General features: G+C 67.9%; 15 protein-coding genes. 8 read left to right on the top strand and 7 right to left on the bottom strand.

All coding sequences use genetic code 11. From position 1 onward, the window contains the following. Nucleotides 1–15 precede the first annotated feature (15 nt). Complete coding sequence (locus IEY84_RS07050; protein WP_008362075.1) at nucleotides 16–270, bottom strand: WhiB family transcriptional regulator; 255 nt, start codon at nucleotides 268–270, stop codon at nucleotides 16–18. 292 nt (nucleotides 271–562) lie between these two features. Here IEY84_RS07050 and IEY84_RS07045 point away from each other — a divergent pair, with 292 nt between their 5' ends. After that, nucleotides 563–940, top strand: coding sequence for a hypothetical protein (locus IEY84_RS07045; RefSeq protein WP_183543717.1), 378 nt, complete (start codon nucleotides 563–565; stop codon nucleotides 938–940). Nucleotides 941–944: 4 nt separating this feature from the next. Here the strand turns inward: IEY84_RS07045 and IEY84_RS07040 are convergent, their stop codons facing one another. The 3 genes from IEY84_RS07040 to sodN all read right to left on the bottom strand — a co-directional run bounded on the left by IEY84_RS07040 (nucleotide 945) and on the right by sodN (nucleotide 2,667). Next, on the bottom strand, nucleotides 945–1,742 hold the full coding sequence (locus tag IEY84_RS07040; protein WP_183543715.1) for a SigB/SigF/SigG family RNA polymerase sigma factor: 798 nt from the start codon (nucleotides 1,740–1,742) through the stop codon (nucleotides 945–947). A gap of 1 nt (nucleotide 1,743) precedes the next feature. Next, on the bottom strand, nucleotides 1,744–2,124 hold the full coding sequence (locus IEY84_RS07035; protein ID WP_183543713.1) for an ATP-binding protein: 381 nt from the start codon (nucleotides 2,122–2,124) through the stop codon (nucleotides 1,744–1,746). 141 nt (nucleotides 2,125–2,265) lie between these two features. Next, on the bottom strand, nucleotides 2,266–2,667 hold the full coding sequence (gene sodN / locus IEY84_RS07030) for a superoxide dismutase, Ni (RefSeq protein ID WP_183543711.1): 402 nt from the start codon (nucleotides 2,665–2,667) through the stop codon (nucleotides 2,266–2,268). Between the two features lie 54 nt (nucleotides 2,668–2,721). Here sodN and IEY84_RS07025 point away from each other — a divergent pair, with 54 nt between their 5' ends. The 4 genes from IEY84_RS07025 (at nucleotide 2,722) to IEY84_RS07010 (ending at nucleotide 7,332) form a co-directional block, all read left to right on the top strand. Beyond that, complete coding sequence (locus tag IEY84_RS07025; protein ID WP_183543709.1) at nucleotides 2,722–3,072, top strand: S24/S26 family peptidase; 351 nt, start codon at nucleotides 2,722–2,724, stop codon at nucleotides 3,070–3,072. A gap of 189 nt (nucleotides 3,073–3,261) precedes the next feature. After that, nucleotides 3,262–4,455 carry an NAD(P)-dependent malic enzyme gene (locus IEY84_RS07020; protein WP_183543707.1) on the top strand — a complete coding sequence of 398 codons (1,194 nt, stop codon included), beginning with the start codon at nucleotides 3,262–3,264 and terminating at the stop codon, nucleotides 4,453–4,455. 176 nt (nucleotides 4,456–4,631) lie between these two features. Continuing rightward, entirely contained in the window at nucleotides 4,632–5,600 is a 969-nt protein-coding gene (locus tag IEY84_RS07015) for a zinc-binding dehydrogenase (RefSeq protein WP_183543705.1), read from the top strand. A 247-nt stretch (nucleotides 5,601–5,847) separates the two neighbouring features. Next, a complete protein-coding gene (locus IEY84_RS07010) occupies nucleotides 5,848–7,332 on the top strand; it encodes an MDR family MFS transporter (RefSeq protein ID WP_229788417.1) in 1,485 nt (494 codons plus the stop codon). A 4-nt stretch (nucleotides 7,333–7,336) separates the two neighbouring features. Here the strand turns inward: IEY84_RS07010 and IEY84_RS07005 are convergent, their stop codons facing one another. Next, entirely contained in the window at nucleotides 7,337–7,972 is a 636-nt protein-coding gene (locus IEY84_RS07005) for a TetR family transcriptional regulator (RefSeq protein WP_183543701.1), read from the bottom strand. 146 nt (nucleotides 7,973–8,118) lie between these two features. On the opposite strand from IEY84_RS07005, the gene IEY84_RS07000 reads away from it, so the two are divergent. Genes IEY84_RS07000 through IEY84_RS06990 form a run of 3 tightly spaced genes read left to right on the top strand, consistent with a single transcriptional unit; the run spans nucleotide 8,119 to nucleotide 10,590 of the window. Further along, complete coding sequence (locus tag IEY84_RS07000) at nucleotides 8,119–9,213, top strand: flavin reductase family protein (protein WP_183543699.1); 1,095 nt, start codon at nucleotides 8,119–8,121, stop codon at nucleotides 9,211–9,213. 22 nt (nucleotides 9,214–9,235) lie between these two features. Beyond that, complete coding sequence (locus IEY84_RS06995) at nucleotides 9,236–10,360, top strand: fatty acid desaturase family protein (protein WP_183543697.1); 1,125 nt, start codon at nucleotides 9,236–9,238, stop codon at nucleotides 10,358–10,360. Nucleotides 10,361–10,386: 26 nt separating this feature from the next. Beyond that, complete coding sequence (locus tag IEY84_RS06990; protein ID WP_183543695.1) at nucleotides 10,387–10,590, top strand: hypothetical protein; 204 nt, start codon at nucleotides 10,387–10,389, stop codon at nucleotides 10,588–10,590. Nucleotides 10,591–10,715: 125 nt separating this feature from the next. Here the strand turns inward: IEY84_RS06990 and IEY84_RS06985 are convergent, their stop codons facing one another. Both IEY84_RS06985 and IEY84_RS06980 read right to left on the bottom strand, forming a co-directional pair. Next, on the bottom strand, nucleotides 10,716–10,892 hold the full coding sequence (locus tag IEY84_RS06985) for a DUF6104 family protein (RefSeq protein WP_183543693.1): 177 nt from the start codon (nucleotides 10,890–10,892) through the stop codon (nucleotides 10,716–10,718). Nucleotides 10,893–10,904: 12 nt separating this feature from the next. Then, nucleotides 10,905–11,591 (bottom strand): TetR/AcrR family transcriptional regulator, encoded by a 687-nt coding sequence (locus IEY84_RS06980; RefSeq protein WP_221208632.1) that lies wholly within the window; start codon nucleotides 11,589–11,591, stop codon nucleotides 10,905–10,907. Nucleotides 11,592–11,652: the final 61 nt, after the last annotated feature.

Raw genomic sequence — 11,652 nt, 5'->3', positions numbered from 1 at the left:
TCTCTCGGGGGTTGGTCAGACGGCGGTGCGGACACGTGAACGGGCGTTGCGGCGCTTCAGCGCACGACGCTCGTCCTCGCTCAATCCACCCCACACGCCGTGATCCTGACCGGCTTCGAGAGCCCACTGAAGACACTGCTCCCGGACGTCGCAACGCCGGCAGACCTGCTTGGCTTCCTCGATCTGCAAGATCGCCGGACCGGTGTTTCCGATGGGGAAGAACAGTTCCGGGTCTTCATCGAGACAAGCCGAACGGTGGCGCCAATCCATGGCTGGGTAGACCCTCTTTCTGACATAGGATGGGCAAGGCCTTGGTGGTTCGAGACCCTGCGAGTGGGCACGTGGCGGGGATGTGTGAATGTCTTCACGTGCGTGCTGTTCCTAGAGTTCCAAGAAATGGACGCCGAAACAACCCCTAACCAGTGTCTGCTTCGTCACCGGACCGTAACACTCAGTTGTTCTGGTGCTAGACAATTCGGTAACGCGGTGAGTTACCCAAAAGTGCCGTGGTGTATGCTTCCCCGGATTTTTCGAGTCCGGGACGGGGTCCTAGGCTGCTGAGGTGACCGCGCCGCATCGCCCCTGGACCCTTCTGCTGACCGTGTTCGCCGCCGGCTTCGAGAGTGTGGCGCTGCTGCTGTGGGGAGCGCTGGAGTTCGTACGCATCCCCGACGCCGCCTCGCTCACGACCGCGATCGCCGGCGGGCTCTTCTTCCTGCTCTGTGCGGCCGGAATCGGCTGGTGCGTGTACAAGTTCTGGCGCCTGGAGTCGTGGTCGAGGGCGCCGCTGGTGCTCGTCCAGCTGATCGTGCTCGGCCTGGCCTGGAACCTGCGCGAGGACCTCGCGATCGCAGGCGCGCTGGCCCTGGTCGCGGCGATCGCGCTCGTGGGGATCTTCGCGCCGCCGAGCATCGCCGCGCTCGAGGAACCCCAGCTGTGAACGCCTAGTCCTCTTCCAGCGCCTTCCGGAGCCGGGCGAGCGAGCGATTGAGCAGCCGTGAGACCTGCATCTGCGACACGCCGATCTCGGCCGCGATCTCGGTCTGGGTCTTGTTGCGGAAGAACTTCAGCATCAGCACCTGCTTCTCGTGTGCGGAGAGGCTGTCGAGCACGGGCTTGATCGACTCTCGTACCTCGACGTCGTCGAGACGCAGGTCGTGGGCGGTCAGCGAGTCGAGCATCGGCGCGGTCTGGTCGCTCTCGGCGTCGAGCGACAGCGCTGCGTACGCGTTGCTGGACTCCAGCCCCTCGACGACCGTCTCGAGGCTGACCCCGAGCCGGGTGGCGAGATCGCGGGCGGTGGGGGAGCGGCCGAGCTCCTGGGAGAGCTCGGCGGTGGCGTCGCGGAGGTTCTGCTGCAGGTCCCGAAGGCGGCGGGGGACGCTGACGGCCCACCGGCTGTCACGGAAGTAGCGCTTGATCTCGCCGAGGATGGTCGGCACCGCGTAGGTCGAGAACTCCACGTCACGGGTGAGGTCGTAGCGGTCCACCGCGTTGAGGAGACCGACCACGCCGACCTGGACGAGGTCCTCGTGCGGTTCGCCGCGTCCGTAGAACTGGGAGGCGCAGTACTCCACCAGCGCCATGTTGAGATGGACCAGCTCATCGCGCGCAACGGCCCGCTCCGCATCGCTCAGGTCAGGCCCGGCCAGGGCCGTGAAGAGCTCACGGGAGCGCGCGCGGGCCTCATCCACCGCGCCGGCGCTCCGGGACCTCGACGACCGGATCGTCTCCTGCGCCATGTCAGCGCGCGGCTCCAAGCGGGGTCGCGCCGGCGACCAGGGAGATCCTGAGCTGATCGCCGTAGGGAGTGGCGGTGACCTCCCTGGCCAGCGTGGTGAGCACCTGCCACGCGAAGCTCTCCTCGTCGATCACGGCCTCGGCGTCGCAGGTCGTGGTCACGCTCACCCCGATGGTGTTCTCGCCGATGTCGAAGACGATGGCCAGCTCTGCGGCCTCGGCCGCGCACTCCAGACAGATCGCCGCTGCCTCGCTGACGGCCATCCGCAGGTCCTCGATGTCCTCGAGGGTGAAGTCGAGACGCGCCGCGAGGGCAGCGGTCGTCGTACGCAGCACGGAGACGTAAGCACCTTCTGCGGGAAGGCGCAGCTCGACCTGGGGCATCTGGGTAGTCAGTCCTTCTGATGGGCGTCTCGATGATTATGCAACGAGACCGTTCCCGCAGGGCCCGAAACCCACCGCAGCCGCTCCGAGAACGGAGCGGCTGCGGCGTACGAGCGTTCTTGCGGTCGTTCGAAGGAGGCCTCAGGCCTTCTTGGTCGCCCAGAAGATCTCGGCGATCTCGTCGATCTTGGCGAGGAGCTTGTCGGCGACCTCGACGTCGAGGGTGCCCTTGGTGCCGGAGGCACCGGCGAGCTTGGTGGCCTCGTTGACGAGGGTGTGGAGCTGGGGGTACTTCTCGAAGTGCGGGGGCTTGAAGTAGTCGGTCCACAGCACCCACAGGTGGTGCTTGACCAGCTCGGAGCGCTGTTCCTTGATGATCACCGCGCGGGTGCGGAAGTCGGGGTCGTCGCTGTCGAGGGCCTTCTGGATGACGGCCTTGACGGACTCGGCCTCGATGCGTGCCTGGGCGGGGTCGTAGACGCCGCAGGGCAGGTCGCAGTGGGCGGATACCTCGATGGTGGGAGCGAAAAGTCGCGCGAACATGCGGGTCCTCTCAAAGAGTGTTCATGTGTCCTACGGATTGCGACACTACTCCGCATGGAAGACATCGCGGCCAGGGCACCCCGACACGCCTGGGGGATGGCGAAGGTCGTGGGGGACTCGATGGTGCCGACCCTGCGGGCCGGGGACCGGTTGTGGGTCTCCTACGGACGTACGCCGGAGCCCGGAAGTGTCGTCGTCGCCCGGCTCGCCGACGGGGCGGTCGTGGTGAAGCGGGCGGTGGAGCGACGTACGACCGCGTCCGGGCGTCCGGGGTGGTGGCTGCTCTCGGACAACCCGGCCGCTCCCGGGGTGATCGACTCCCGGCATCGCGGGCCCGTCGCGGACGCCGACGTGATCGGTGTCGTCGTGGGCCGGATCTGGCCGCGGCCGCGCATCCTGGGGTGAGTCTCTGGATGAGGGCTCCAGATGAGGGCTTGGTCACCTTGTAGGAAACATCAACCGCTTCCTCCGGTAGCCTGTGGGAAACTGCCATCCGGGCATCACATCCCTGTAGATGGCGCCATGCGCGGCTCCACCCCTCGGCTCGCGTTCGACCGCCCGACGTCCGAGTCCGTAGTTTTCTGGAGGCCCCCAATGACCGAGTCCACCCTGTCCGCCGAGACCACCGCCTATGACGGCGACCCGGTCTTCGAGCTCCACCGCGGCGGCAAGATGGCGATCGCGGCGACCGCATCGGTCTCCGACAGGGCATCGCTGTCGATGGCCTACACCCCCGGTGTGGCGCGCGTCTGCACCGCGATCGCCGAGCAGCCCGAGCTGGCCCGGACCTTCACCTGGGTGCCCAACACCGTCGCGGTCGTCACCGACGGCACCGCGGTGCTCGGTCTGGGTGACATCGGTCCGGCCGCCGCGATGCCGGTGATGGAGGGCAAGGCGGTGCTGTTCAAGGAGTTCGGCGGAGTCGACTCGATCCCGATCTGCCTGGACACCACCGACGTCGACGAGATCGTCGAGACCGTCATCCGGATGGCGCCCTCGTTCGGGGGGATCAACCTCGAGGACATCTCCGCGCCGCGCTGCTTCGAGATCGAGGATCGCCTCAAGGAGGCGCTCGACATCCCGGTCTTCCACGACGACCAGCACGGCACCGCCGTCGTCACCCTGGCCGCGCTGATGAACGCGCTGAAGCTGACCGGCCGCAACCCGGAGTCGACCCGGGTGGTCATCTCGGGCTCCGGCGCCGCGGGCGTCGCCGTCGCCAAGATCCTGCTCGAGTTCGGCATCAAGGACCTCGCCCTGCTCGACCGCAAGGGCGTCATCTCCTCGACGCGTTCGGACCTGACCGCGTCGAAGAAGGCGATCGCCGAGGTGACCGCAGACATCACCGGCCGCTCGGGCACGCTGGCCGAGGTGCTCGACGGTGCCGACGTCTATGTCGGCCTCTCCGGCGGCACCGTCCCCGAGGAGCTCGTCGCGACCATGGCCGACCAGGCGATCGTCTTCGCGATGGCCAACCCGAACCCGGAGATCCACCCCGACGTGGCGCACAAGTACGCCAGCATCGTCGCCACCGGTCGCTCGGACTTCCCCAACCAGATCAACAACGTCCTCGCCTTCCCCGGCATCTTCCGGGGCGCGATCGACGTCCACGCCTCCTCGATCACCGAGGGCATGAAGCTCGCCGCCGCCCAGGCCCTGGCGGCGCTGGTCGAGGACGAGCTCTCGGAGGTCAAGATCATCCCTGAGCCGTTCGACCCCCGCGTCGGCCCCGCCGTCGCCGCCGCGGTCGCCGACGCAGCTCGGGCCGACGGCGTCGCCCGCGCCTGACCACCGACTCCGGGATCGCCGAGTCGGCTCGTTCTGACGAGTTCGGTCGTCGAGTCGGCTCGTCATGACGAGCCGACTCGGCGCTCGGATCGGTCAGGATGAGCCGACTCGACGGGTTTGTCGGCGGGTTTGGATGGGGCAGATGTGCCGGGTCGCGGTTCGGTAGGGTCGGGCGCATGTTCGCTGCGTACGCCGAGAAGTTCTCATCCGACGACCCGATCTCCGGCCTCGTGCTCGGGGAGCGGCCTGACCCGGTCGCGCCGGACGGGTGGACGACGGTCACCGTCAAGGCGGCCTCGCTCAACCACCACGACCTCTGGTCGCTGCAGGGGGTCGGGCTCAAGGCCGAGGCTCTGCCGATGATCCTGGGCTGCGACGCCGCCGGGCTCGACGAGGACGGCAACGAGGTCGTGGTGCACTCGGTGATCTCCTCGCCCGACTGGACCGGCGACGAGACCCTCGACCCGAAGCGATCACTGCTCTCCGAGCGTCACCAGGGCACGTTCGCCGAGAAGGTCGTCGTGCCGCGGCGCAACGTGGTGGCGAAGCCCGCCGGGATGTCCTTCGAGGAGGCAGCATGCCTGCCGACGGCGTGGCTGACGGCCTACCGGATGCTGTTCACCCAGGGTGGGCTCAAGGCGGGCGACTCGGTGCTGGTGCAGGGCGCTGGTGGGGGAGTGGCGACCGCGGCGATCACGCTCGCGCGGGCGGCCGGCCTCAAGGTCTACGCGACCTCGCGTGACGAGGCGAAGCAGAAGCGGGCCCTCGAGCTCGGTGCCCATGAGGCCCTGCCGTCGGGGGAGAGGCTGCCGGTCAAGGTCGACGCCGTGATCGAGACGGTTGGCCGCGCGACCTGGAAGCACTCGGTGCGCTCGCTGCGTCCGGGCGGGGCGATCATCATCAGCGGCACCACGTCCGGGGCGAACCTCGACGACGCGCTGCTGACCAACATCTTCTTCCTGCAGCTGAAGGTGATCGGCTCGACGATGGGCACCCGCAACGAGCTGGCGAGCCTGGTCTCCCTTCTCGAGGCGACCGGCACCCGGCCGCTGATCGACCGCACCATGCCGCTGACCGAGGCCAAGGCCGGGTTCGAGGCGATGCACGCCGGTGAGCTCTTCGGGAAGGTCGTCTTCACTCTGTGACGCGGAGTACGTGACGTAGCGCAATGTGACGCAGCGCAATGTGACGTACGGAATATCGTTCGACTCCCGTCGGTTCTGCAAGGGACCATTGAGTATCGCCGGCGGGGGCTCGGAAAGTTTCTCGAGGCGTGATGTCGAAATCGGCCCCGCCCGTTCGATCTATGTATGAGAGCGGGCGGCAACGGGCCCCTGCGTACGACCCGAGGAACTCGCAATGACTGCTGCCGTCACAACATCGCATCGTCCCGTGGACGGTGAGAAGCGGCGTACGCCTGCCGTCATCAACCTGCTCGTGCTGGCCACCTTCGTGGTGATCCTCAACGAGACGATCATGCTCAACGCGATCCCGAACCTGATGAACAGCTTCGGGGTCACCGAGCACGCCGCCCAGTGGGTCTCGACCGCGTTCATGCTGACCATGGCGTCGGTGATCCCGGTGACCGGCTGGTTCCTGCAGCGGGTGACGACCCGGACCGCGTACGCCACGGCGATGGGCGTCTTCATCGCCGGCACCCTGATCTCGGCGATCGCGCCGGTCTTCAGCATCCTGCTCGCCGGCCGAGTCATCCAGGCGGCCGGCACCGCGGTGATGATGCCGCTGCTGATGACCACGCTGATGACGGTCGTCGACGAGAGCGACCGGGGCCGGGTGATGGGCAACGTCACCATGGCGATCTCGGTCGCGCCGGCGCTGGGGCCGACGATCTCCGGACTGATCTTGGGCTTCGGGTCGTGGCGGCTGCTCTTCTTGCTGGTCCTGCCGATCGCCATCGGCGTGGCCTGGTCCGGGCTGCGCCGGCTGGAGAACGTCGGTGAGACGTCGAAGACGAGCGTGGACTGGGCATCGGTGGTCATCGCCGCGCTCGGCTTCGGATCGCTCGTCTACGGACTGAGCCGGTTCGCCGAGGGTGAGGTCGGGCGTCCCGTGATCATCGCCGCCTTCGGTGCGGTGCTGATCCTCGCGTTCGTGCTCCGTCAGCTGCGCCTGCAGCGCATCGGTTCGCCGCTGCTGGACCTGCGCGCCTTCCTGCACCCGACTTTCACCAAGGCACTGGTCCTGATGGCGATCGCGTTCCTGGCGATGATGGGCTCGATGATCCTGCTGCCGCTCTACCTGCAGACCGTGCGCGGGCTCTCCCCGCTCTACACCGGGCTCCTGGTGATGCCGGGCGGTCTCGCGATGGGCCTCCTCGGACCGACGGTCGGGCGGATCTTCGACGCGCGCGGCGGCCGGGTGCTCGTCATCCCTGGCTCCGTCGGCATCGTCGTCGCTCTCGCCGGGTTCTCCCAGATCTCGCTCACCACGCCCTACTGGCTCATCCTGGTGCTGCACCTGGTCCTGATGGTCAGCCTGGCCGCGGCCTTCACCCCGGTCTTCACCCTCGGCCTCGGGTCGTTGCCGTCCCACCTCTACTCCCACGGCTCCTCGATCCTGGGCACGCTCCAGCAGGTCGCGGCCGCGTTCGGCACCGCCTTGGCCGTGACCGTGATGTCGGTACGCAGCGACCAGGTCATCGACGAGGTCGGTGCGATCGCGGCGCAGGTCAGCGGTCTGCAAGCCGCATTCATGGTCAGCGCAGCGCTCGCGCTGATCGTGGTCGTGATGGCCGTTCTGCTGCCGGCTCGGGCAGAGGCGCCCGAGGAGCCGGTGACGTCACCTGACGCCGATCTCGACGCCGAGCTCGCCGAGCTGTGCGAGCACGGTCGCGAGGCCACGGCCTGCGGCTGCTGAGCTCCTAGCCCTCCGAGCGCCACTGGTAGACGCCGACCAGCAGCATCCGCAGCTGGGTCCGCACGGTGGCGACGATCTGTGCCTCCTGCTCGGGGCGAGTGGTGGAGAGGATCTGCTCCGCGGTGGCGACCAGGACCGTCACGAAGAGCGACGAGAGCACATGCAGGTCCTTGGCCGTCCAGATGTCGGTGCCGGTCATCAGCGCCAGGTCGGTGGCGAGCTCGCGCTCGCAGAGCTCGATCTCGCGGTGGATGGCCTCGCGCACCGAACGCGGCCCGGCGACGCGCTCGCGGGCGATGAACCCGAAGTGGTCGCGGCGCCGGTGAACGTGGTCGACGAGGGCATCGATCGAGCCGTCGACGATATCCTGGTCGGCCCGGGCGTTGCGGCGTACGTCGCGAAACAGGTCTCGCAGCGAGTCGAAGGATTCCTCGACCAAGGCCAGGCCGAGCGACTCGATGGAGTCGAAGTGGCGGTAGAAAGCGGTCGGCACGATGCCGACCTGCTTGGCGACCTGACGTAGCGACAGCGCTGTCAGCGAGCTGTCGGCGCACAGCTCCAGCGTCGCGTCGAGGATCGCCCTCCGGGTCCGGAGCTTGCGCTCCGCACGGCTCTCCGGCTCGGTACCCGTCTCGATCACCAGACCATCCTAGGCGCAGCGAGCAGGGAGGCGTCAGGTGCACACCTGTACACCGTGATCTGAACCACGTGCGCGGTGTCTTGACGCGTGCAGTGATGACCCGCCATCGTTGTCGGTGTACAGATGTTCACTGAAAGGCGAAACACATGGCACTCGACCTCGGCGGCCGGATCCTCCGCTCCCGCACGGTTGCGGCGCTCGCCTCCCCGCATGGCATCGACCGCTACCTCACCCAGATCAACCCGATGCTGGCAGCGCACGAGGTGCGTGCTCGCATCACCGACATCCACCCGGAGGTGAGCGCGCCTGGCGCGCCCCGGGTGGCGACCGTGACTCTCCAGCCCACCTCGACCTGGCGCGGTCACCGCGCCGGCCAGCACGTCAGCGTCGGCATCGACACGGGGGAGGGGCGGCGTACCACCCGCGTCTTCACCGTCTCCAACACCGAGAGCAAGCCGGGCGAGCCGCTCACCATCACGGTGCGCGCCCATGAGGACGAGCACGCGACTCCCTACAGCATCTCCAAGTTCCTCACCGAGCGGGCCACCGTCGGCACCCTCGTCCACCTGTCCCAGGCCGAGGGCGACTTCGTCCTTCCCGACCGGGTGCCCGAGCACATCGTCCTGATCTCGGGTGGCTCCGGCATCACGCCGGTGATGTCGATGCTGCGCTCCCTGCAGCGGCGTACGCACCGGGGCAAGGTCACCTTCCTGCACTGGGCGCCCAGCGCCGACCGCCAGATCTTCGCCGACGAGCTCGACGAGATCCGTCGCCAGGGCCACGGCGTCGACCTGCACATCATGCATACCTCTGACGGTGCGCCCTACCTCTCGCCGGCGCTGCTCGAGAAGCTCGTCCCGGGATTTCGCGAGGTGCCGACGTGGGCCTGCGGGCCGGCGTCGCTCATCGAGGCGGCCCAGGCGGCGTACGCAGGCACCGAGTCGCTCCGCGTGGAGTACTTCAAGCCGCCTCGGACCGCCGGTGTCGCCGGAGGCGAGATGGAGTTCGCCCGCACCGGCAAGTCCGTCGCCAACGACGGTGCGACGATCCTCGACCAGGCCGAGGCCGCGGGGCTGACCCCGGAGTCCGGCTGCCGGATGGGGATCTGCTTCTCCTGCGTGACCAACAAGAGCTCCGGACGGGTCCGCAACGTCCTGACCGGCGAGACATCCGAGCTCCCTGACGAACAGATCCGGATCTGCGTGAGCACGCCCGAGGGCGACTGCTCCGTGGACCTCTGACGATTCCTTCGAGGAGATACCCATGACCAGTGTTGAGAAGACCGGAAACCGCCGACTGAGCCCTGAGGAGCTGGAGGCGTTCGGCGCCGAGATGGAGGCGATCCGCCAGCGGATCGTCGCCGACCTGGGCGAGGAGGACTCGGCGTACATCTACGACATCGTGAAGAAGCAGCGTGCCTTCGAGCTCGCCGGCCGCGCGCTCTTCTACCTGCCCGTGATCGGCTGGGTCCCGGCCGTCGCCTGCCTGTCGATCTCCAAGATCCTCGACAACATGGAGATCGGGCACAACGTCATGCATGGCCAGTACGACTGGATGGGCGACCCCGACCTCAACTCCCGCATGTTCGACTGGGACACGATGGCGCCGGCCGAGAACTGGAAGTACGGCCACAACTACATGCACCACACGTTCACGAACATCGTGGGCAAGGACCGCGACGTGGGCTACGGGATCCTCCGGATGGACGAGGACCAGAAGTGGCACCCCTACTACCTCGGCAACCCGCTCTACGCGTTCCTGCTGATGACGTTCTTCGAGTGGGGTGTGGCGATGCACGACCTCGAGGTCGATGAGCTCGTCGCGGGTCGCCGCACCTGGGCCGAGAACAAGGAGATCGGCGCCCGGATCTGGCGGAAGGTGAAGAAGCAGACGCTGAAGGACTACGTCCTGTTCCCGCTGCTCACCGGTCCGCTGGCGCCGCTCACCTTCGCGGGGAACTTCACCGCCAACATCATCCGCAACATCTGGACGTTCAACATCATCTTCTGCGGCCACTTCCCGGCCGGCGTCGCCTCCTTCTCGCAGGAGGAGTGCGAGGACGAGACCCAGGGTCACTGGTACTACCGCCAGCTCCTCGGATCGGCCAACATCACCGGTAGCCGCACCTTCCACATCATGTCCGGCAACCTCTCCCACCAGATCGAGCACCACCTCTTCCCCGACCTCCCGGCGCGCCGCTACCCGGAGATCGCCGAGGAGGTCCGCGAGATCTGCGAGCGCTACGGCCTGGCCTACAACACCGGCCCGCTGCGCAAGCAGCTGTTCGGTGTCTTCAAGAAGATCTGCAAGTACGCCCTCCCCGACCGCAAGTCGGAGGCCGCCGCCGCGGCGGAGCCCACCCCGGTCCTCGAGGGGGTCGCGGCATGACGCCCGACCAGCCACAATGGGTTGTCATGGAGCCTGAGCTGAGCAAGAACGAGATCCGCAAGGATGTCGCGCAGAGCGCCGTCGAGGTCACCGCGACCACGGTCGGCCAGGTCACCATGATCATCACCGGCGCCGTACGCGACGTGGCCGGTGCCATCGGCGGCCTCGCCACCGAGCTCTTCGAGCTCCGCGCCGCCGCCAAGCGAGCCGAAAAAGACCTCCCCGAATAGGCCGCGCCGCGCTGGTCGAGCCCGCGAGCGCTAGCGAGCGGTGTCGAGACCAACACAGTCACATGCCGTGTTGGTCTCGACACGCCTCCGCCTAGCGGCTCCGGCGGCTCGACCAGCGCGGCGGGTTAGTCTTCGGGGTCGTCCAGGCGGGCCAGCCAGGTGGCCAGGCGCTCGATGGGGGTCTCGTGCTCGGGGTGTACGTCGACGAAGGCCTGGAGCTGCTCGGCCAGCCAGGCGAGGGTGACCTCCTCGTCGCCCCGACGGGTGACGAGCTCCTCGATGCCGCGGTCGGTGAAATACATGCGCTCAGTCTTTCATTCTGCGTTCAGCGGTGAGTCGGAGGCCGGACCGCCGGAGAGGCCGCGTACGACCATGCCGAGGGTGGCGTTGATGAGCCCGTCGCGATCGGGCTCGGGCACGTGGCGATAGGGCCCGTCGACGAAGAGGACCGCGAGGCCGTGGACCGCGGCCCAGGCGCCCGTCTCGGCATCGGGACGGAGATCGGCCGCTAGCCAGCCGGCCTCGACCAGGTCATCGAGAGCGGTGGTGAGGAAGGCGTACGGCGGGGCCTCGGCGAGGATCGCGGAGATCTCCTCCGGCGGGTGCTCGTCGCCCAGCTGGGGCCGGCAGAAGGCGGTGCGGAACAGCCCCGGCTGGGCGAGTGCGAAGTGGACGTATCCCCGCCCCGCCGCGGCGAGCCGTTGCACTGCGGCCTCTGCCGGGTCGGGTGCGGGAGTCTCGGCGGCGAGGAGCTCGAGGATCGTCGCGGTGAGCCGTTCCATCGCCTCGTGCTTGGCCGCATGGAGCAGGTCGGACTGGTTGGCGAAGTGGCGGTAGGTGGCGGTCGGAGTCACTCCGACCGAGCGGGCAGCCGCGCGGATCGTCACCGCGTCCGGGCCGCCCTGCTCGGCGAGCGTCGCGGCCGCATCGACCAACGCGTTGCGGAGGTCGCCGTGGTGGTAGGGCCGAGCGCCCTCGTCCGAGCTCACTGAAGAATTCACGGAATTCATGTTGACACCTGCCCACATCGAAGGGAAAGTTAACACCTGCCAAGTTTACATC

Origin of the sequence: Nocardioides albus (genome assembly GCF_014648255.1) — a bacterium.
Classification (GTDB): domain Bacteria; phylum Actinomycetota; class Actinomycetes; order Propionibacteriales; family Nocardioidaceae; genus Nocardioides; species Nocardioides albus.
The sequence above is the reverse complement of the archived record's forward strand: the minus strand, read 5'-3'. Positions and strand labels throughout refer to the sequence as shown.

Coding starts and splice junctions, on each gene's coding strand:
- IEY84_RS06985 (WP_183543693.1), bottom strand. CDS start 10,892: ATGTATTTCACCGACCGCGGCATCGAGGAGCTCGTCACCCGTCGGGGC.
- IEY84_RS07025 (WP_183543709.1), top strand. CDS start 2,722: ATGGAAGACATCGCGGCCAGGGCACCCCGACACGCCTGGGGGATGGCG.
- IEY84_RS07015 (WP_183543705.1), top strand. CDS start 4,632: ATGTTCGCTGCGTACGCCGAGAAGTTCTCATCCGACGACCCGATCTCC.
- IEY84_RS07050 (WP_008362075.1), bottom strand. CDS start 270: ATGGATTGGCGCCACCGTTCGGCTTGTCTCGATGAAGACCCGGAACTG.
- sodN (WP_183543711.1), bottom strand. CDS start 2,667: ATGTTCGCGCGACTTTTCGCTCCCACCATCGAGGTATCCGCCCACTGC.
- IEY84_RS07020 (WP_183543707.1), top strand. CDS start 3,262: ATGACCGAGTCCACCCTGTCCGCCGAGACCACCGCCTATGACGGCGAC.
- IEY84_RS06990 (WP_183543695.1), top strand. CDS start 10,387: ATGGAGCCTGAGCTGAGCAAGAACGAGATCCGCAAGGATGTCGCGCAG.
- IEY84_RS07040 (WP_183543715.1), bottom strand. CDS start 1,742: ATGGCGCAGGAGACGATCCGGTCGTCGAGGTCCCGGAGCGCCGGCGCG.
- IEY84_RS07000 (WP_183543699.1), top strand. CDS start 8,119: ATGGCACTCGACCTCGGCGGCCGGATCCTCCGCTCCCGCACGGTTGCG.
- IEY84_RS07035 (WP_183543713.1), bottom strand. CDS start 2,124: ATGCCCCAGGTCGAGCTGCGCCTTCCCGCAGAAGGTGCTTACGTCTCC.
- IEY84_RS06995 (WP_183543697.1), top strand. CDS start 9,236: ATGACCAGTGTTGAGAAGACCGGAAACCGCCGACTGAGCCCTGAGGAG.